Genomic DNA, 18,974 nt, shown 5'->3' on the forward strand with positions numbered 1-18,974 from the left:
GCCCATGTTCGGCAAGATCGCCGCCTTCGAGCTGCGCTACCAGCTCCGCCAGCCGATCTTCTGGATCGTCGGCCTGATCTTCTTCCTGCTGGTGTTCGCGGCCACGGCCGTCGACGTGATCTCGATCGGCTCAGGCGGCAACGTTCACAAGAACTCGCCCCGCGCGATGGGCGAGATCCTGCTGACCATGACGATCTTCTTCATGTTCGCCTCGACGGCGTTCGTGGCGAACGTGGTGGTGCGCGACGACGAGACGGGATTCGGGCCGATCATCCGCTCCACGCGGATCGGCAAGTTCGACTACCTGTACGGCCGCTTCACCGGAGCCTTCGGGGCGGTGGCCCTTTCGTTCCTGTTCGCGCCGTTGGGTATCCTCGTGGGCTCGATCATGCCCTGGGTCGATCCCGAGACGATGGGGCCGAACACCGTCGGCCACTACGCCTACGCCTATTTCTGGCTGGTGCTGCCGGGCCTGTTCCTGACCTCGGCGATCTTCTTCTCGCTGGCCACCGCCACCCGATCGATGATGGCCACCTATCTGGGGGTCGCCGCCTTCCTCGTGGCCTACCTCGTGGGCAACGCCCTCCTGGCCGATCCCGACAAGCTGCAGTTCGCCGCCTACGTCGAGCCGTTCGGCCTCGCCGCCTTCGACCTGGCCACCCGGTACTACACGGCCTCCGAGGCCAACTCGATCATGCCCCCCATCGCCGGGCCGCTGCTCTGGAACCGGTTGATCTGGACGCCGGTCGCGCTGGCCATCCTGGCGATCGCCTATTTCGTCTATCGCTTCGAGACGCGCGGCGGCCACGCGAGGAAGGCCCAGAAGGCTGCGACCGATCCGCCGCCGACGCCCAAGCCGCTGGCGCGGCCCAACCTGCGCGCCGCCGCCATCCCGCAGTTGCTCGAACGCACCAACTTCGAGATGGGCCAGGTGTTCAAGAGCCCGGCCTTCGTGATCCTGGTGTTCATCGGCCTCTTCAACGCCGCCGGCGGCCTCCTGCTCGGGGCCGAGCTTCAGGGGGCTGCGCTCTACCCCGTCACCCGCTGGGTGATCACCAACCTGCAGGGCAGCTTCACCCTCGTCGTGGTGGTGATCGCCATCTACTACGCCGGCGAACTGGTCTGGCGCGAGCGCGACCGCAAGACCCACGAGATCATCGACGCCACCCCGGCCCCCGACTGGACCTTCATCGTCCCCAAGACCCTGGCGCTGGCCCTGGTGCTGATCGTGACGCTGCTGGTCAGCGCCGTGGCCGGCGTCGCCGTCCAGGTCTCCAAGGGCTTCTTCGACGTCCAGCTCGAGAAGTACGTCTTCTGGTACGTGTTGCCCATGGCCCTGGACTGGACGCTGGTCGCGATCCTGGCCGTCTTCTTCCAGGCGATCTCGCCGCAGAAGTTCATCGGCTGGGGCCTGATGGTCCTCTACATCATCGCCACCATCACGCTGGCCCAGCTGGGCTTCGAGCACAGGCTCTACAACAAGCCGATCATGTTCGTGGTCCCGCTGTCGGACATGAACGGCCAGGGCGACTTCGCGACGTTCGCCGCCTGGCAGCGCGCCTACTGGACCGCCTTCCATGTGATCCTGCTGGTGCTGATCTACGGCCTGTGGCGCCGCGGGACCGAGGTCCGGCTCCTGCCGCGGCTGAAGCGTCTGCCGCGCCGGATGTTGAGCTTCGCAGGCATCGTCGGCGCGGTCGCCGTGGGCAGCTTCGTGGGCCTGGGAATCTACATCTTCATCAACACGAACGTGTGGAACGAATACCGCACCAACATCCAGGACGAGGAATGGCAGGCCGACTACGAAAAGGCCTTCCTGAAGTACGAGAAGCTGCCCCAGCCGTCGGTCACCGACGTCCACCTCGACCTCGACCTCTATCCTGATCAACCCCGGCTCGAGACCGAGGGCGTCTACCAGCTGGTCAACGACACCGGCGTGCCGATCCGTGAGCTGCACGTGCGCCTGGCGCGCGACACCAAGGCCCTGCAGATGGCGGTGAACGGCGCCAGCCGCGTGCGGACGTTCGACAAGTTCAACTACCGCATCTTCACCTTCGACCGGCCCCTCCAGCCCGGCGAGCGCACCGCCCTGTCGTTCGAGACCGTCATGCAGCAACGCGGCTTCAGGAACCGCGGCAACACCACGCGCATCGTCGACAACGGCACGTTCGTGAACAACTTCGAGTTCGGCCCCAGCATCGGCATGAGCCGCATGGGGATGCTGCAGGACCGCGCGAAACGCCGGAAGTACGGCCTGCCGCCCCAGCTGCGACCGCCCAAGCTGGAGGACGTGAACGGCCTCGCCCGCAACTACGTGGCAGACGCCAACTGGGTGAACGCCGACATCACGGTCACCACCGACGCCAGCCAGACGCCCGTGGCGCCGGGCTACATCACCTCGGACACCACGCGTGACGGGCGGCGCACCATCCGCTTCCGCACCGAGGCCCCGGTGCTGGACTTCTTCTCGGTGCAGTCGGCCCGCTACGCGATCAAGCGCGAGGTCTACAAGGGCGTCGAGCTGGCCATCTACTACGACGCCCAGCATCCCTGGAACGTCGACCGGATGATCGGATCGCTGAAGACCGGCCTCGACTACTACCAGGCCAATTTCAGTCCCTATCAGTTCCGCCAGGCCCGGATCATCGAGTTCCCCGCCTACGAGGCCTTCGCCCAGGCGTTCGCCAACACCATGCCCTACTCCGAGGCGATCGGGTTCGTCACCGACAACACCAAGCCCGACAAGATCGACTACGTGACCTACGTCACGGCCCACGAGCTGGCCCACCAGTGGTGGGCGCACCAGGTGGTCGGCGCCGACGTCCAGGGCGCCACCAGCCTCTCGGAGACGCTGGCCCAGTACTCGGCGTTGATCGTCATGGAGAAGACCTACGGCGCCGACGGCATCCGCAAGTTCCTGAAGTTCGAGCTGGACCGCTACCTGCGCTCGCGCTCCGGCGAGCTGGTCGAGGAGCTGCCGCTCTACCGCGTCGAGGATCAGCCCTACGTTCACTACCGGAAGGGCTCGCTGGTCATGTACCTGCTGCGCGACCGGATCGGCGAGGCCAAGGTCAACGCGGCCCTGCGCCAGCTGCTTCAGCAGTACGCCTTCAAGGGCGCGCCCTACCCGCGCTCCACCGACCTCGTGGCGGCGCTGCGCACGCAGGCGGGGCCCGATCCCGTGGCCCAGCAGCTGATCACCGACCTGTTCGAGAAGATCACCCTCTACGACCTGCGCACCCGCACCGCCCAGGTGAAGGCGCGCGCCGACGGCCGCTATGACGTCGTCCTCGAGATCGAAGCCAAGAAGGCCTATGCCGACGGCAAGGGTGCCGAGACGGCCGTGGCGATCCCGGCCGGCGAGGTGTTCGACATCGGCGTGTTCGACGCGGAACCCGGTAAGCCGGGCTTCGCGCACAAGAACGTGCTGTCCCTCCGCGCCGTGCCGCTCCGGTCGGGCGTGCAGCGGCTGACGGTCACCGTGGACAAGCCGCCGAAGTTCGCGGGTGTGGATCCCTACAACAAGCAGATCGACCGCAATTCGGACGACAACGCCATCCGGGTGTCGGGCGGCTGAGCCCGCCCGGCAGCTAGTCGGAGAAGGCCGGCCGGGCCGCCCGGAACATGCCGCCCAGGGCGAAGAAGCCGGTCAGCATCAGCAGCCAGGCCGACGGCTCGGGCACGATGCCCGAGGCGCGCGCCCCGGCGAAGTCCACTTCGTCGATGAAGATCCAGGTGCTGCTATCGGTCCCCATGTTCGTGGCGGCCAGGCGGACGAACCGCGACGTGAAACCCAGGCCGCTGAAGGTCAGAAACCCGTGCGGCGCCGACGACAGGTAGTTGCGGTTGTTGGCCGTGTCGGGCGGCGAGAAGATCGAGCCGCGGCTGGTCCAGGTCACGCCGTCGTTCGACGAAAACAGGTCCAGCGAAGGCAGAACGACGTCGGTCGGATCGTCTTGGGTCGTGCCCACCGCGATGCTCGAGAAGCTGATCAGCGACCCGAAGTCGAAATCGATGTTCACCACAGAGTCGGTCCAGCCGACCCACGGCTCGGGCGGGTTGCCCCAGCCTTCGTTGCCCAGCACGCCGTCGATCAGCTCCTGGCCGGTGCTGTCGGTGTAGCAATAGGTGCCGCAGTCCGTGGCCGCGCCGTTGAACGTGTACCCCAGCGGATTGATCTCTGCAGCGCGCGCCGGCGCGGCGATCGCAATGGCCGCCACCGCGGCGGCGGCCCCCAGAACTCCAAGAACCGTACCCGTCTTCATCACTAGCACCCCCCATTTGTGACCACAGGGTGCGGCGTGACGGCGATCGCGGCATCCCCCGATTGGGGGCGTCGGTTGAGGGACTTGCCAGATCGGAACAATTGCGGAACAACTGGCGTCACCATGGCCCGTCCCCACGCCGTCGAAGACGCCGCCCCCCAGCCCGACCTGTGGCGCACGCCGCCGGCGCCGGCGACTGCGGCGCATCACCTGGGCCATCGCGAGCGGCTTCGGGAGCGCGCGGCCGCCGGCGGCCTGGCCGCCCTGCCCAACTACGAACTGCTGGAGATGCTGCTCTTCCGCGCGATCCCGCGCGGCGACGTGAAGCCGCTGGCCAAGCAGCTTCTGGCCCGCTTCGGCTCGCTTGGCGGGGTCCTGGGCGCGACGCCAGAGGAGCTTCGGACAGTCAAGGGCGTGGGCGAGGCCGTCGCCATGGACCTCAAGCTGATGCACGAGGCCTCGCTGCGTACGGCCAGGGAGAAGGTGGTCCGTCGCCCGGTGATCTCGTCATGGGCCGCGCTGCTGGCCTATGTGAAGACCGCCCTGGCGCATGAGGCGCGCGAGCAGTTTCGCGTGATCTTCCTCGACAAGAGGAACCAGTTGATCGCCGACGAGATCATGAACCGCGGCACCGTCGATCACGCCCCGGTCTATCCGCGCGAGGTGGTCCGCCGCGCCCTGGAGCTTTCGGCGAGCGCGCTGATCCTGGTCCACAACCATCCCTCGGGCGACCCGACCCCGTCCGGCGCCGACGTCGACATGACCCGCGAGATCGTGAACGCCGCCCGCCCGATGCGCATCGCCATCCACGACCACCTGGTGGTGGGCCGCGACGGCGTCGCCAGTTTCAAGGCGCTGGGGCTGATGTAGCGGAGCTTTCGGTCGGCCCGGCGTCAGGGCGGCGAGACCGATGATTTGAACGATCGGTTTACAAAGCCACGCCCCGCCGGAACTATGGCCCCAACGGTCGCAAGCGCCGAGGACGACAGGGCAGGAAGCATGACGAGTGCGATGGAAGGCGGAACTGCGCCTGCGGGCGCGCCTTCGGTCTGGACCAAGCTGGCGTACGGGTTCGGGTCCGTCGCCTATGGTGTGAAAGACAACGGCTTCAACTACTTCCTGCTGCTGTTCTACAGCCAGGTGATCGGGGTCGACGCGCGCCTCGTGGGCCTCGCCATCACCACCGCCCTGGTGATCGACGCGATCAGCGATCCCATCGTCGGCTACTGGTCCGACAATTTCCATTCGCGGTTCGGCCGGCGCCACCCGTTCATGTACGCCTCGGCCATCCCGGTCGCGGCAACCTACTTCCTGATGTGGAACCCGCCGCAGGGTTGGTCGGACGAAGCGCTCTTCGTCTACCTGCTGGTCATGGCGGTGCTGATCCGCACCTTCATCACCTTCTACGAAACGCCCAGTTCGGCGCTCGCGCCGGAACTGACCGATGACTACGACCAGCGAAGCTCGCTGCTCAGCTTCCGGTTCTACTTCGGCTGGACGGGCGGCAACGTCATGTCTGTGCTCATGTTCATGGCGCTGTTCCCGATGTTCGTCACGGCGACCATCCCGGACGGACGGTTCAACCGCGAGGCCTATGAGCTCTACGGCATTATCTCGTCGGCGCTGATCTTCCTGGCGATCATCGTCTCGGCCGGCGGCACACACTCCCGGATCCGTCATCTCAAGCCGCCGCCGCCCAAGCGCAGGATCACCCTGGGCGCCGTGTTCCGCGAGATCATCGAGACGCTGGTGAACCGCTCATTCGTCTCGCTCTTTTTCGCCGCCCTGCTGGGCGCGGTGGCGACCGGACTGTCGGCGGCGCTGGCCTTCTACTTCAGCATCTACTTCTGGCGTTTCGATCCGCAGCAGATCGGCTGGATCACGTTCAGCGTCTTCGGCTCGGCGATCATCGGCTCGCTGATGGCGCCCTACATCACCCGCACGCTGGGCAAGAAGCGCGGCGCCATCATCATCGGGCTGGTCGCCTTCCTCGGCGCGCCCCTGCCGGTCACCCTCAAGCTGTTCGGCGTCCTGCCCGACGACCCGGCCTTCAACTTCCCGGTCGTGGTCCTGACCACCATGATCGACACCGGGCTGATCATCTGCTTCCAGATCCTGTCGTCGTCGATGTTGGCCGACCTGGTCGAGCAGGCCGAACTTCGGACCGGACGCCGCTCGGAGGGCCTGTTCTTTGCGGCCTCCACCTTCATCCGCAAGACGGTCCAGGGCGTCGGCGTGATCGCCGCCGGCTTCGTGCTGACCCTGTCCGGGTTCCCGACCGGCGCCTCACCCGATCAGGTGTCGGACGAGACGCTGTGGAGGTTCGGGGCGCTGTATGTCCCCACCATCCTGTCGATCTGGCTGGCGATGATCGCCATCATGAGCACCTACAAGCTCAGCCGTTCGGACCACGAGGAAAACCTCCGCAAGCTCGCCGAGGCCCGCAAGGTTTCCTGAGCTGAAGGAGCCCCGGGCGCGCCGTCAGCGCCCCCGGGGATTCCGCCTCATTCCACCTCGAAGCTCAAGCCGGCATGCGCCTGCAGCCGGTCGACCAGGCGTCCCTGCAGCGCCGCCGCGGGAGTGAGCACCCCGCCTTGCACGTCAGGCGCGCGCACCAGCGCGATCGCCGTCTCGGCCAGCATCTTGGACGTCGAGCCATAGCCCGGGTCCTTGTCGCCCTTCACCGAGACCCGCACCTGGCGGCCGTCCTTGGCGATGCCGACGAACAGGATGTCGTAGAAGCCCGCCTCGCGCTCTTCCTTGGTCGGGCCCTCGCCGGGCTTCGGCGGGCCGCCGGGGATGCTGCCCAGGTCGGTAAAGCCGGGCCCGCCCGCGCCGGGCGCCCCCATCACCATCTCGTCGTAGACGAAGTCGGCGCCGTACGAATGGCCCATCAGGAAGTTCGAGCGGTGGACGTTCTTGGTGTTGATCACCGCCATCATGAACGGCGCCACCGGGCCCACGTCCGGGTCCTCCTCGGCCGTCTGGCCGGCCGGCTGGGCCGGGCCCTCGAAGCCGGGCGTCAGGCCGAACGGGCTCATCATGATCGCCAGCAGCGAAGGGTCCTTCTGGATCGCCGCCATGGTCGCCGCGCCGCTGGCCGCCGTGCCGCCCGACAGGCCGCCGCGCATGCCCCGCACCCGGCCCTTCACGCGCGGGACCACGCCGCCCAGCTTCGCCTTCGCCGTCTCCTGACAGAACCAGACGCCGGCCTCGAACGGGATCGAATCGAAGCCGCAGGAATGCAGGATCCGGGCGCCCGAGGCCTTGGCGGTCTCATGGTGCGCGTCGATCATCTTGCGCATCCAGTTGGGCTCGCCCGACAGATCGAGATAGTCGGTCCCGGCCTTGGCGCAGGCGGCCACCAGCGCGTCGCCGTACAGCTGATAGGGTCCAACCGTGGTGATGATCGCCTTGGCCCGCTTCACCATCGCGTCCAGCTGCGCCGGATCGTCGGCGTCGGCCACCACCAGCGGCGTGTCCTTGGGCGCCCCGATCTCGTCGCGCACCGCCTCCAGCTTGGCCTGCGAGCGGCCCGCCATGGCCCACTTCACCTCCCCGCCCACGCCATAGCGCTGCGCCAGGTGCTCGGCCACGAGGCGGCCGGTGTAGCCGGTGGCGCCATAGACGATCAGGTCGAACTCGGCGTTCGGGTTCATGGGGAGAGGTCCTTCCGCTTGAGGGTCGCGACCTTACAAATTTACACCGTCATCTCAATAGCCGCGAGGCCCGGCTTGCGACGCCGCCATGCGGTGGCGAAGCCGATAGAAACCGCTATTCAGGGAGCATGACACCCGAGCTCGGCATCATCGAGGGCTTCTTCGGCCGGCCCTACACCTGGGCGGATCGCGCTGACATGGTCCGCGCCCTGGCCCCGGCCGGGTACGGCTTCTACCTCTACGCCCCCAAGATCGATGCGCACCTGCGCCGCCGCTGGCGCGAGCCCTATCCGGACGCCACGCTCGGAGAGCTCGCCGCCTTCGCGCAGGTCTGCCGGGACACAGGCGTGCGGTTCGGCGTGGGCCTGAGCCCCTACGAACTGTTCCTGAACTTCGACAACGCCGCCAAGGCCGACCTCGCCGCCAAGCTGGACCAGCTGGACAGCCTGGGTCTGGCCGATCTGGGCGTGTTCTTCGACGACATGAAAGGCGACCTGCCCGAACTGGCCGGGCGACAGGTCGAGATCATCCACTGGATCGCGGCGCGCACGGCGGCGTCCCGCGTCATCGCCTGCCCCAGCTACTACACCGACGACCCGGTGCTCGACCGCGTCTTCGGCCAGCGCCCGGCGAACTACCTGGAAGACCTCGGCGCCGGTCTGGATCCGAAGATCGAGTTGATGTGGACCGGCGAGGAGGTCTGCGCGCTTGAATTCTCGCCCGGCCACCTGGCCCGCGTGGCCGAGCAGATGCGGCGCAAGCCGTTCCTCTGGGACAACTATCCGGTCAACGACGGCCCGCGCATGAGCCCGCATCTGCACCTGCGCGCCTTCACCGGCCGGCCCGCCGCCATCGGCGCGGAGATCGCAGCCCACGGGATCAACACCGCCTCCCAGGCGGTGCTCTCGCGCATCCCGGCGCTGACGCTGGTCGAGAGCTATCGCGACGGGGCGGACTACCAGTACCTGGCCGCGTTCCGGCGCGCCGCGCACGACGTCCTGGGCCCTGAGCTGGCGGACGGCGTCGAACGCACCCTGCTCCTGCTCGAGGACGCCGGCCTGGGCGGGATCACGCCGGAACAGCACCAGCGCCTGCGCACCCGCTTCGCCGCCTTCGACCATGCGGCCGCCCGCGAGATCGTGGCCTGGCTGGACGGCCATTTCGCCATCGGCGCCGACGAGCTGCAGACCCAGTGATCGGGCGCCGGTCGCTGTTGATCGGCGTGGCCGCCGCGGCGGGCGGGCTGTTCCTCGTGCGCGACCGCCTGCCCTGGCCGCCGCTGACGCCCCGCTTCCAGAACGGCCGCGACACCCCCTGGCAGCCCATTCCGCACGGCGGGATGATGGAGATCGCGGTCGCCGTGAACGGGACGCCGATCCATGCGGTCATCGATTCCGGGGCACAGTTCAGCGCCGTCGACCGGGCGCTGGCCGAGCGACTGCAGCTGGAACGCAACGTCGCCGCCCCACTGATCGCGTTCGGCGTGAGCGGCGGGCCCATGCTCACCCACACCGTCCGGCTCGACCTGGCGCTGCCCGGCCTGGCCGTCGGGGATCTGCGCGCCGCGGCCCTCGATCTGGCGCCGTTGGCCCAGGCCACGGGCCGTGAGTTCCAGATGCTGATCGGTCGCGACCTGCTGCGGCGCGTGGTGATCGAGGCGGACTTCCCGCTGCGCCGGGTGCGTTTTCTGGCCCCCGGCGCCTACACGCCCCCGCCGGACGCCCGCACCATCGTGCTGGCCGATGGGGGCCGGGGCCCGATGATCCGGGTCCAGGTCGAGGCCGCCGCGCCGATCGAGGTGCTGGTCGACACCGGCTCGGCCGGCGTCCTGGCCCTGTCGGAGAACGCGGCGCGTGAGGCGGGGCTGCTCGCGCCCGGCCGCGCCATCAGCCAGGCCCATTCGGTCAGTCTGGGCGGCCTCAGCCTGGACCGCCGCGTCACGGCCCGCGCCGTCACGATCGGCAACCTGACGCTCCGCGACGTGGACATTCAGGTGTACCGCCCCGCCGCCAACGCGCCCGCGCCGTCGGGTCTGCTGGGGACCGGACTGTTCTCGCGCTACCGGATGGCGCTCGATCTGGCGGCCGATCGCCTGCACCTCGTCCAGCCCGCGTTGATGATCGTCCGCTAAGCCCGGGAACAACCCCGGCGGCGACCCGTTCGGCTCCCCACAAATCCCAACGGGAGAGCATCCATGAAACGCGCCTTCATCCTTGCCGCGGCTGCGACCGCAGCGCTGACCCTGGCCGCCTGCCAGAAGACCGACCAAGCCGCCAACCCGGCTGACCCCGGCACGACCAACGACGCCGTCAACACCGCCCAGGACGCGACCAGCGCCGCCGTCGGCGCCACCTCGGCCGCCACCATGGGCCAGGTCTCCACCGACGCCTTCGTCACCAACGCCGCGATCAGCGACATGTACGAGATCCAGGCCGGCGAGATCGCCCAGAAGAAGGGCCAGTCGGCCGGCGTGAAGGCGTTCGGCAAGATGATGGCTGCCGATCACGCCGCGCTGTCGGCGGAAATGAAGCCCCTGGTCGCCGCGGCCGGCAAGACGCTGCCCACCGGGCTCGACGAACGCCGCAAGGGCCTAATCGACAACCTCAATGCGGCCAACCCCGCCGAATTCGACCAGGTCTACCTGAGCCAGCAGGACGCCGCCCACTCCGAGGCGCTGACCCTGATGCAGGGCTACGCGGACAACGGCGAAGACGCCGGGCTGAAGGCCGCCGCCGCCAAGGCCGTGCCCAAGATCCAGGGCCACCTCGACCAGGTGAAGAAGCTGCAGGCCGCACCGGCCGCCCCTGCCAATAAGTAGATTTCTCCCCGCAGACCTGGGCCGCGCCTTGTGACGGGGCGCGGCCCGTTCCTTTTTGACGATCGCGTCCGGCCTGATAAGCCCTCCGGGTGACCATCGCACAGCCAGAGACCTCAGACCCGCGCTCGGCGCCGGGCGCCGTCCCGGTGTTGCTGCTGCTTGTCTTCCTGAGCCTGATCGGCTTCGGCGTGGTGATCCCCCTGCTGCCGTTCTTCGCGACGGCCTTCAACGCCCCGCCCTGGCAGGTGTCCCTGCTGTTCGCGACCTACTCGGCCGGGCAGTTCCTGGGCGAGTTGTTCTGGGGCCGGATGTCGGACCGCATCGGCCGCCGTCCGGTGCTGCTGATCACCATCGCCGGCTCCGCCGTGGGCTACCTGGCCCTGGCCTACGCCCCCGGGATCTGGATCGCCGTCCTGGCGCGCGGCGCCGCCGGATTCTTCGCCGGCAACATGTCGGCCATTCAGGGCTACATCGTCGACGTCTCGCCGCCCCAGAAGCTGGCGGGACGACTGGGCCTGATCGGCTCTGCGTTCGGCGTGGGCTTCGTGGTGGGACCGGCGCTGGGCGGCCTGCTCGCGCGTCCCGAACTGGGGGCGGCCGGCTTCCGGCCGCCGCTGCTGGTGGCCTCGGGCCTCTGCCTGCTGGCGATCGTCGGCATCCTGGCGTTCGTGAAGGAAAGCCGCCGCCTCGACGGCCCGCCGCCCCCGCGCAGCCACCCGTTTGCGGCCGTCGGCGAAGGCCTCCGCAATCCCGTCTCGGCGCGGGCGTTCGGGGTCATCTTCTTCGCGTTCTTCGCCTCCTCGTCGCTTTGGTCGAACCTGGGCCTGTGGTTGGACTCCCGCTTCAGCTGGGGCCCGCGAGAGGTGGGCCTGCTGATGGCGTTCACCGGGGTCGCGGCCGCGGCCAGCCAGGGCGCGATCGCGGGCTTCTCCGTGCGCAAGCTCGGGGCCGGCGCCACCATCGTCATCGGCGCGTTGCTGGCCGCGGTCTGCTACGCCGCCATGGCGATCTCGCCGACCGCCCTGGTCGCCTCGGTCCTGCTGTGCGCGGGCGTGGTCGGCAACGCGCTCTGGCAGCCCGCGGCCACCGCCATCGTGTCGCGCGCCACCCACCCCGACCGCCAGGGCGCCGTGCTTGGTGCTGCCAGCGCCTCCGGTTCGCTGGCCCGGGTCGCGGGCCCGATCGTGGGCGGAGCGCTGTTCTCCGGTATCGGCCCCTGGGCTCCGCTGGTCTCAGCGGGGCTCTGGATGCTGCCGGCCGCCTGGCTGGGCTGGCGGGCGTCACAGACGCTGAGGGCCGGCCGCGACCCCGGCTGATGGCCTTCCCCTTTCGCGCAGTCGGCCTATCCTGCCCCGCAGCGGTCTAGAAGAACCGGTTTGTTGGGAGGCTTCACGATGCTGCGTCCAGGGCTGTTCGCCGTGGCGCTCGCCGCCCTGTCCGGGCCGGCGGCGACCGCGGACTACAAGGCGCCGCGCACCGCCCACGGCCAGCCCGACCTGCAAGGCGTGTGGAGCAACGCCACCATCACGCCGCTGACCCGGCCCGCCAATTTCGGCGACCGGCTGGTGCTGACGCCGGCCGAGGCCGCGGCGATCGAGAACGCCAACGCCGAGATGGTCGCCCGCGCCGACGCGCCCACCCCGCCCGACGCTAAGGTCACCGACCTCAAGAACGCCGACTGCGGCCCCGACGGGATCTCCGGGCTGAACTGTGGCTACAACCAGGGTTGGAAGGACAGCGAGGCCAACCTCGTCGAGTTCAACGGCGAGAAGCGCACGTCCATCCTGATCTCGCCCGCCAACGGCCAGTTCCCGCCGCCCACCCGGGAAGCCATGGAGCGCCGCCGCGGTCGCACGTTCGGCGGCGCCGACGGCCCCGAGGCGCGGGGCCTGGGCGAGCGCTGCATCCTGTCGTTCGGCTCCTCGGCCGGCCCGCCGATGCTGCCCAACGGCTACTACAACAACGTCTATGAGATCGTGCAGACCAAGGACGCGGTCCTGTTCCAGGTCGAGATGGTGCACGACACCCGCATCGTGCGCCTGAACGCCCAGCACCACCCGTCCAACCTCAAGACCTGGATGGGCGACAGCATCGGCCGGTGGGAAGGCGAAACCCTGGTCGTCGAGACCATCAACCTGCGTCCGGAACAGGGCCTGCGCGGCGGCTCCAGCGACAAGGTCAAGGTCACCGAGTGGCTCACCCGGATCGGCCCCGACAAGATCCGCTACAAGTTCACCGTCGACGACCCCGGCGCCTATACCGCGCCGATCTCGGGCGAAGTGGCGTTCAACGCCACCAAGGGGCCGGTCTACGAATACGCCTGCCACGAGGGCAACTACGCCATGGAGGGCATCCTGGCCGGCGCCCGCGAGACCGAGAAGCAGAGCCGCGATCAGGCGGGCGCCCTCGGCCCGGCCCGCGAGGACGGCGAGTAGTCGTCTTCCCTCCACGCCTCAGCCGCCCTATCTGCGTTGCCTGCGACGCTGGGAACGCGGGGGTGGAACGCGAGAGTATGCCGATCCCAGCGCCCCGATCGGACCGCCCGATGCGCCTAACCGTTGCGACGCCGCGCCAGCGCGCCCCGCAGGTCGCGCGCGAGGCGGATCCACAGCAGGATCAGGCCCGTGATCACGACCGGCAGCGTCAGCACGGCCGCCGCGATGATCAGCGGATGGTTGAAGTTCTCGCCGTCCCTGAAGTCCAGGATATGGATGCGCCAGAAGGCGTCATAGAGCCGCCAGACGTTCGAACGCCGGCTGACCACTTCGCCGGTCTCGGGCGAGATGTAGAAGCGCGTCTTCTCGGCATCGTCGAAGTCGACGGCCCACAACGGCCCGGGCTTGCCCGCCTCCTGAGGCGGGGTCGCGAACCATTGCGGGCCCCCCGGCCGGCCCTTGCCCTCGTACTGCGCGCCCGCCAGGAACCGCGCCTCCTTGGCCGGAAGCGGCGTCACGTGCCGGCCCGTCGCCGCGTCGACCACGTGGCTTGCGCCGTCGGCGTCCTTCAGAACCCAGAGCGGTCCGCGCAGGGTGGACTTCAACGTCGCCTCCACCGGCGTGACCCCCATGGCGGCGGCGGCCTGGTGATAGTTCACGAGCCCCTCGGCCGGCAGCGCGTCCGGCTGGAACTTGGCGAGGTGATGCTCGCTGCGCACCGTCTCGATCGGGATGGCGGTCATCACCACGCCGCCCAGCACCCAGCCCAGCACCTGAAGACCGACGATCAGCGCCAGCCATTTATGGATCTGGGTCGACAGCCTGAGCATCACGCATCCCCCGAGCGGGCGCAGCGGCGCCCGATTCCCGTCACCAGTAGAGCCTAGGTCCCGCCAGCATGCGCCCCCGCGCCCCCGCTTTTCTCGACCGACGACAGGTCCTCTCCGGCGCCGCCGCGCTGAGCGCCGCCGGTGCCCTGCCCGGCTGGGCGCGGAGCCAGACGCCCGGGATCACGCCCCGCCAGACGCTGTCGGGTAAAGAGATCGCGCTGACGATCGACCATGCGCCCCTGCGCATCAACGGCCGCGCGGGGCACGGCATCGCCATCAACGGCACGGTCCCCGGCCCGCTGATCCGGCTCAAGGAAGGCCAGAACGTCCGCATCGCCGTCACCAACCGGCTGTCCGAGGACACCTCGATCCACTGGCATGGCCTGATCTTGCCCTTCCAGATGGACGGGGTGCCGGGCGTCAGCTTCCCCGGCATCAAGCCCGGGCAGACCTTCGTCTACGAGTTCCCCATCGTTCAGGCCGGGACCTACTGGTACCACAGCCACTCGGGCCTCCAGGAGCTGGAGGGTCACTACGCGCCGCTGGTGATCGACCCCAAGGGCGCCGAGCCGCAGCCCTACGATCGCGAGCATGTGATCGTGCTGTCGGACTACAGCTTTACCCACCCCCACGTGCTGATGAAGAAGCTCAAGCAGGAGGGGGGCCACTTCAACCGACAGAAGCAGACGGTGGCGGGGCTGCTGGCGGGCAAGGACCAGTGGTTGAAGGACCGGGTCGAATGGGCGGCCATGCGAATGGACGCCACCGACATCCTCGACGTAACGGCCTCCACCTACCACTACCTGGCCAACGGCCACGGCCTCCAGGACAACTGGACCGGCCTCTTCACGCCCGGCGAGCGGGTTCGCATCCGGCTGGTCAACGCCGCCGCCATGACCCTCTTTAATGTCCGGATCCCGGGTCTCGCCATGACCGTCGTCCAGGCCGACGGCCAGGATGTGCGGCCGCTCGAGGTCGACGAGCTGCAGATCGCCAATGCCGAGACCTACGACGTCATCGTTACGCCCACGGAGGATCGGCCCTACGCCCTGGTGGCCGAGGCGGCCGACCGCTCGGGCCTGGTCCGGGCCACGCTGTCGCCGCGCCCCGGCCTTGTCGCCGACGCGCCGCCCCTGCGCGCCCGCCCGATTCTCACGATGAAGGACATGGGCATGGACATGGCCGGTCACGCGGGCATGGACCATGGCGGCGGCGGGCACACGATGTCGATGCTGGACCCGAAGAACGCGCCGCAGGTGCGCCAGGGCCCCGGCGTTCAGATGATCTCGCCGATGCCCGTCGATCGGGTCGCCGACCGCCCGACCGGCCTCGAGACCGAGCCCGGTCGCATCCTGACCTACGCAAGCCTCATAGCGCTGCAGCCGAACCCCGACACGCGCCCGCCGTCGCGCTCGATGGATATCCACCTGACCGGCAACATGGAGCGGTTCATGTGGGCCTTCGACGGCGAGAAGTTCAGCGAGATCACCAAACCCATACCCTTCCGCCGCGACGAACGGGTCCGCGTGACCCTGGTCAACGACTCCATGATGAACCACCCGATCCACCTGCACGGGCACTTCATGGATCTGGTGAACGGCCATCCCGGCCAACATCCGCGCAAGCACACGATCAACGTGATGCCCGGCGGCAAGGCGACCTTCGACCTCACCGCCGACGCGCCCGGCGACTGGGCGTTCCACTGCCACATGCTGCTGCACATGCACGCCGGCATGTTCAAGGTCGTGACCGTACGCCCCCTGGATGGAGAGGCCGCGTGATCCGCCTCGCAATCCTGGCCGCCGCGCTCGCGACCCCCGCCCTCGCCCAGCCCCCAGATCCCGACGCGGGCCACAGGACGCCTGAGGCGACCGCGGCGGACCCGCACGCCGGTCACATGATGCCCGCGCCGCCCGCCGCATCCGATCCCCATGCGGGTCACAAGACGCCCAAGGCGAAGGGCGCCGATCCGCACGCCGGCCACAACATGCCCGTGGCCGGGGAGCAACCTGCCGATCCGCACGCGGGACACAGGATGCCGGAGACGAGCCCACGGGGCTCGACGGACCCGCATGCGGGTCACCGGATGCCCGAGGCGAAGGGCGCCGACCCGCGCGCCGGCCACAACATGTCGGCTCCCCCGGGCATCGCGGGCAACGCACCGCCGCCGCCGATTCCGGCCGACCACGCCGCCGACCGCATCTTCCCGCCTCAGGTGATGGCCGCCGCTCGCGAGACCCTGCGCCGGGAACATGGCGTCATGAGGTGGACGACGGTGATGGTGGAAACGGCCGAAATCCGCCCCACCGGTGACGGCACAGGTTACGGCTGGGAAGCCAGCGCCTCCTACGGCGGCGATATCCACCGCGCGATGCTGAAAACCGAGGGCGACGGCGCCGGGGATGACCTTGAGGCCGCCGAGGTCCAGGCGCTGTATGCGCGCGCCATCGGGCCCTATTTCAACCTGCAGGTCGGCGTGCGTCAGGACTTCCAGCCCCGTCCCCGCCGCACCTACGCGACCCTCGGCGTCGAGGGCCTCGCCCCCTACTGGTTCGAAGTCGGCGCCCAGGCCTTTCTCTCCGACAAGGGCGACATCTCGGCTCGTCTGGAGGGCTCGTACGACCTGCGCCTCACCCAGCAGCTGATCCTCGAGCCCCGCGGCGAACTCAATCTCGCCGCCAGTCGCGACCGGGCCATCGGCGTGGGCTCTGGCGTCACCGACCTGGAGCTGGGTCTGCGCCTCCGCTACGCCTTCACCCCGGAGTTCGCGCCCTATCTCGGCGTGAACTGGGAGCGCAAACTCGGCGATACCGCCGACCTCGCCCGGCTCGCCGGCGAGTCCCGCAGCGACACCCGCCTCGTGGTCGGCCTGCGCGCCTGGTTCTAGCGGCCGCCCAGGGGCGCGGCCTCCGCCTCCCTAGGCTCGGGAGGCAGAGGCCCTGGTCGCGCTAGTGCGCGCGCCCTTCCAGGTCTTCCTTGACCGTTCGAGCGCCGGCTTCGGCGATCGCCTGGGCCTTTTCAGCCAGGGTTGCGCCGTCGCCTTCCGGGCCGGTCTGGCGATGCAGTTCGTCCTTCACCTGCTCATAGGCGCGCTGGGCCACGTCCTTGACCTGGTCGAGCGAGGCCTTCGCCGCGTCGGCCGCCTTGGTCCGGGCGGGACCGAAGTAGCGCCGCTCGACAGGGCTCGCCGGTAGCGCCGCGCCGATCGCCGCGCCGACCGCGAGGCCGATGGCGCCGATCACCAGCGGCTCATGATCCAGCGTGTCGTCGAAGCGCCGCTTCGCCATGCGCCCGTACTCGCCGGCCTTGTCCTGGGCGACGTGAGCGTACTCGGACGCCTTGTGCCGCGCCGCCGACAGGCGGTCGCCGGCTTGGTGCTGCGCGCTCGCCAGCCGCTGCTTGGCCTGCTCGGCGGTTTCGGCCAGCCGCGCCTTGGCCTGCTCGGCCTTGGCCTTCACACGGGCCCGGAGGGACTCGTCCTCATCGTAGCCCTCGTGCACCGGATAGTAGCCGGCGGGATAGCCCGCCGAACCGGTCGCGCGGCGGGTCTGGCCGATGGCCAGCCATGCGACTCCCAGGCCGATCAGCGCGATCGGGATGGGGTTCTCGCGCAGCTGCTCCACCGCTGTCGTCAGCACTTTGTTGCTCGTTCCGCCCATGATCTTCGTCGCCTCATCGAACAGTTCTTTGGGTTGCATCTTGTCTTTCAGCGCCTCGACCGTCCGATCGACGCGGCCGCGCGCGTCCTCGACCTCGAGTTCCAGCTCAGCGGGTGTCTTGGTCATTGGGGGTTCCCCTTCATGAGGTCTGCGTCCTTCTTGAGCTGCCGGGCCGCGCGGTCAGGCGTCAGCCCCTTGAGCGAGATCGCCTTCATGCCCGCGCGAACCAGCACGTAGCCGACGCCCGCCACACCGGCGCCGACGAGCAGCGAGGCCCAGATCGGGTCCATGATCTTGGACAGCGCCAGCACCAGCGCCTGCAGCAGCACCAGCAGCGCCGCCACCAGCAACAGCGCGCCGGCGGCGATATCGCCGACCGCCTTGCCGGCAGCGCTCAGCTTCTCCGAAATTTCGGCCCGGACGAGTTCGACTTCCTTGCGCACCAGGACCGCGATATCGCCGCCAAGCTGGCCCAGGAGGTCGGCCAAGCCGGCCCCTCTCGGCGAGGGTCCGCCGCCGTCCATGGCTTAACGGCCTCCGGTGGGAGGCGTCGTCGTGGGATAGGTTTCACCCAGGCCCGACGTCCCATCGTCACCGGCGAGCGCCGGGTCGGCATCGGCGTCGGAGGCCTTGAACTCACCCGCGTCCTCGACAAGCGGAGCGGCGAGACCGCCGCTGAACGCCGCGGTCGGCGATGCGTCCTGCATGTCGGCGTCGGCCAGGGTCAGGTCCGCGTCGCCGAGGCCGCTTGTCGAGGCCGGCTCGCTGGCCCGCGCAAATCGCCCGATCGCCAGCCCTAGGAGAACCGCGCCGCCAATGAAAGCCGCCGGGTTCTTGCGACCAAAGTCGCGCACGGCGTTCATCAGGTCGCCGGGCTCCTTGTCGGCCAGGTTCCGCGACAGGCTTTCCAGCCCGTCCGCCGCCTGGCGCACCAGCCGCGAGGCCGGAGTCTGGTCATTCTGGTCCAGCTCATCGCCCGCGCGGCGCACGGCGTTCGCGAAGTCGCCCAGGGTCTTGGTCGCCGCCTGGGCTCCGCGCCTGGCCTCGGCCTGGACGCGATCCTGCGCGACGTTAGCGAAGCTCTTCGCCTCGGCCTTCAGGGTCTGGCCGGCCTGGCCGATCAATTCCTTCGCCTGGGCGCTACGGCCAGTAGGCGCTGTGCTGTTCGTCGGGATGTCGCTCATGTTGCTCTCCGCCAGGCAGGGACGCCGCGGCGTCGCAGCGTCGGCCGCGCGCCTGGAGGGCTAAACGCAGCTCTGGCGTTTCGGCGCCTACGGCCAAGCCGCAAGCGTCTCTTTTTTCAGGAGG

16 protein-coding genes are annotated in these 18,974 nt (G+C 69.1%); 10 read left to right on the plus strand and 6 right to left on the minus strand.

Translation table 11 applies throughout. The features are described from left to right. The first annotated feature begins 4 nt into the window (after positions 1-4). Complete coding sequence (locus ACQ66R_RS04820) at positions 5-3,577, plus strand: ABC transporter permease/M1 family aminopeptidase (protein ID WP_430419724.1); 3,573 nt, start codon at positions 5-7, stop codon at positions 3,575-3,577. A gap of 13 nt (positions 3,578-3,590) precedes the next feature. On the opposite strand, the gene ACQ66R_RS04825 is transcribed toward ACQ66R_RS04820, so the two are convergent. Further along, the gene (locus ACQ66R_RS04825) at positions 3,591-4,265 is read right to left on the minus strand and encodes a PEP-CTERM sorting domain-containing protein (protein WP_430419725.1); all 675 of its coding nucleotides are present in this window, start codon (positions 4,263-4,265) and stop codon (positions 3,591-3,593) included. A gap of 123 nt (positions 4,266-4,388) precedes the next feature. Here ACQ66R_RS04825 and radC point away from each other — a divergent pair, with 123 nt between their 5' ends. Both radC and ACQ66R_RS04835 read left to right on the plus strand, forming a co-directional pair. Further along, a complete protein-coding gene (radC, locus tag ACQ66R_RS04830; protein ID WP_430419727.1) occupies positions 4,389-5,135 on the plus strand; it encodes a RadC family protein in 747 nt (248 codons plus the stop codon). A gap of 129 nt (positions 5,136-5,264) precedes the next feature. After that, a complete protein-coding gene (locus tag ACQ66R_RS04835; RefSeq protein ID WP_430419729.1) occupies positions 5,265-6,722 on the plus strand; it encodes an MFS transporter in 1,458 nt (485 codons plus the stop codon). Positions 6,723-6,769: 47 nt separating this feature from the next. Here ACQ66R_RS04835 and ACQ66R_RS04840 read toward each other — a convergent pair whose 3' ends face one another. Continuing rightward, positions 6,770-7,924: a saccharopine dehydrogenase family protein gene (locus ACQ66R_RS04840; RefSeq protein ID WP_430419730.1), complete on the minus strand. Its 1,155-nt coding sequence runs from the start codon at positions 7,922-7,924 to the stop codon at positions 6,770-6,772. A gap of 128 nt (positions 7,925-8,052) precedes the next feature. On the opposite strand from ACQ66R_RS04840, the gene ACQ66R_RS04845 reads away from it, so the two are divergent. From ACQ66R_RS04845 to ACQ66R_RS04865, 5 genes are all read left to right on the plus strand, one after another. After that, positions 8,053-9,120 (plus strand): beta-N-acetylglucosaminidase domain-containing protein, encoded by a 1,068-nt coding sequence (locus tag ACQ66R_RS04845; protein ID WP_430419732.1) that lies wholly within the window; start codon positions 8,053-8,055, stop codon positions 9,118-9,120. After that, positions 9,117-10,055: an aspartyl protease family protein gene (locus ACQ66R_RS04850; protein WP_430419733.1), complete on the plus strand. Its 939-nt coding sequence runs from the start codon at positions 9,117-9,119 to the stop codon at positions 10,053-10,055. The genes ACQ66R_RS04845 and ACQ66R_RS04850 overlap by 4 nt, the downstream gene beginning before the upstream one ends. A 63-nt stretch (positions 10,056-10,118) precedes the next feature. Further along, on the plus strand, positions 10,119-10,742 hold the full coding sequence (locus ACQ66R_RS04855) for a DUF4142 domain-containing protein (protein ID WP_430419734.1): 624 nt from the start codon (positions 10,119-10,121) through the stop codon (positions 10,740-10,742). A gap of 89 nt (positions 10,743-10,831) precedes the next feature. Further along, positions 10,832-12,058, plus strand: a complete 1,227-nt coding sequence (locus ACQ66R_RS04860; RefSeq protein WP_430419736.1) for an MFS transporter — start codon at positions 10,832-10,834, stop codon at positions 12,056-12,058. A gap of 78 nt (positions 12,059-12,136) precedes the next feature. Further along, positions 12,137-13,177, plus strand: a complete 1,041-nt coding sequence (locus tag ACQ66R_RS04865; RefSeq protein WP_430419738.1) for a hypothetical protein — start codon at positions 12,137-12,139, stop codon at positions 13,175-13,177. Between the two features lie 116 nt (positions 13,178-13,293). Here ACQ66R_RS04865 and ACQ66R_RS04870 read toward each other — a convergent pair whose 3' ends face one another. After that, positions 13,294-14,007 carry a PepSY domain-containing protein gene (locus ACQ66R_RS04870; RefSeq protein ID WP_430419740.1) on the minus strand — a complete coding sequence of 238 codons (714 nt, stop codon included), beginning with the start codon at positions 14,005-14,007 and terminating at the stop codon, positions 13,294-13,296. Positions 14,008-14,075: 68 nt separating this feature from the next. Between ACQ66R_RS04870 and ACQ66R_RS04875 the strand changes: the two genes are divergently transcribed. After that, positions 14,076-15,788 carry a copper resistance system multicopper oxidase gene (locus tag ACQ66R_RS04875; protein ID WP_430419741.1) on the plus strand — a complete coding sequence of 571 codons (1,713 nt, stop codon included), beginning with the start codon at positions 14,076-14,078 and terminating at the stop codon, positions 15,786-15,788. Continuing rightward, positions 15,785-16,894, plus strand: coding sequence for a copper resistance protein B (locus tag ACQ66R_RS04880; protein ID WP_430419743.1), 1,110 nt, complete (start codon positions 15,785-15,787; stop codon positions 16,892-16,894). Before ACQ66R_RS04875 ends, ACQ66R_RS04880 begins: the two co-directional genes overlap by 4 nt. 61 nt (positions 16,895-16,955) lie before the next feature. Here ACQ66R_RS04880 and ACQ66R_RS04885 read toward each other — a convergent pair whose 3' ends face one another. The 3 genes from ACQ66R_RS04885 to ACQ66R_RS04895 are packed head-to-tail and all read right to left on the minus strand — an operon-like array spanning position 16,956 to position 18,850. Beyond that, positions 16,956-17,792, minus strand: a complete 837-nt coding sequence (locus tag ACQ66R_RS04885; RefSeq protein WP_430419745.1) for a DUF3618 domain-containing protein — start codon at positions 17,790-17,792, stop codon at positions 16,956-16,958. Then, positions 17,789-18,154, minus strand: a complete 366-nt coding sequence (locus ACQ66R_RS04890; RefSeq protein ID WP_430419747.1) for a phage holin family protein — start codon at positions 18,152-18,154, stop codon at positions 17,789-17,791. The genes ACQ66R_RS04885 and ACQ66R_RS04890 overlap by 4 nt, the downstream gene beginning before the upstream one ends. A gap of 39 nt (positions 18,155-18,193) precedes the next feature. Then, on the minus strand, positions 18,194-18,850 hold the full coding sequence (locus ACQ66R_RS04895) for a hypothetical protein (protein ID WP_430419749.1): 657 nt from the start codon (positions 18,848-18,850) through the stop codon (positions 18,194-18,196). Positions 18,851-18,974 lie beyond the last annotated feature (124 nt).

Origin of the sequence: Phenylobacterium sp., assembly GCF_965284355.1 — a bacterium.
Taxonomy (GTDB): domain Bacteria; phylum Pseudomonadota; class Alphaproteobacteria; order Caulobacterales; family Caulobacteraceae; genus Phenylobacterium.

Coding starts and splice junctions, on each gene's coding strand:
- ACQ66R_RS04820 (WP_430419724.1), top strand. CDS start 5: ATGTTCGGCAAGATCGCCGCCTTCGAGCTGCGCTACCAGCTCCGCCAG.
- ACQ66R_RS04825 (WP_430419725.1), bottom strand. CDS start 4,265: ATGAAGACGGGTACGGTTCTTGGAGTTCTGGGGGCCGCCGCCGCGGTG.
- radC (WP_430419727.1), top strand. CDS start 4,389: ATGGCCCGTCCCCACGCCGTCGAAGACGCCGCCCCCCAGCCCGACCTG.
- ACQ66R_RS04835 (WP_430419729.1), top strand. CDS start 5,265: ATGACGAGTGCGATGGAAGGCGGAACTGCGCCTGCGGGCGCGCCTTCG.
- ACQ66R_RS04840 (WP_430419730.1), bottom strand. CDS start 7,924: ATGAACCCGAACGCCGAGTTCGACCTGATCGTCTATGGCGCCACCGGC.
- ACQ66R_RS04845 (WP_430419732.1), top strand. CDS start 8,053: ATGACACCCGAGCTCGGCATCATCGAGGGCTTCTTCGGCCGGCCCTAC.
- ACQ66R_RS04855 (WP_430419734.1), top strand. CDS start 10,119: ATGAAACGCGCCTTCATCCTTGCCGCGGCTGCGACCGCAGCGCTGACC.
- ACQ66R_RS04865 (WP_430419738.1), top strand. CDS start 12,137: ATGCTGCGTCCAGGGCTGTTCGCCGTGGCGCTCGCCGCCCTGTCCGGG.
- ACQ66R_RS04870 (WP_430419740.1), bottom strand. CDS start 14,007: ATGCTCAGGCTGTCGACCCAGATCCATAAATGGCTGGCGCTGATCGTC.
- ACQ66R_RS04875 (WP_430419741.1), top strand. CDS start 14,076: ATGCGCCCCCGCGCCCCCGCTTTTCTCGACCGACGACAGGTCCTCTCC.
- ACQ66R_RS04885 (WP_430419745.1), bottom strand. CDS start 17,792: ATGACCAAGACACCCGCTGAGCTGGAACTCGAGGTCGAGGACGCGCGC.
- ACQ66R_RS04895 (WP_430419749.1), bottom strand. CDS start 18,850: ATGAGCGACATCCCGACGAACAGCACAGCGCCTACTGGCCGTAGCGCC.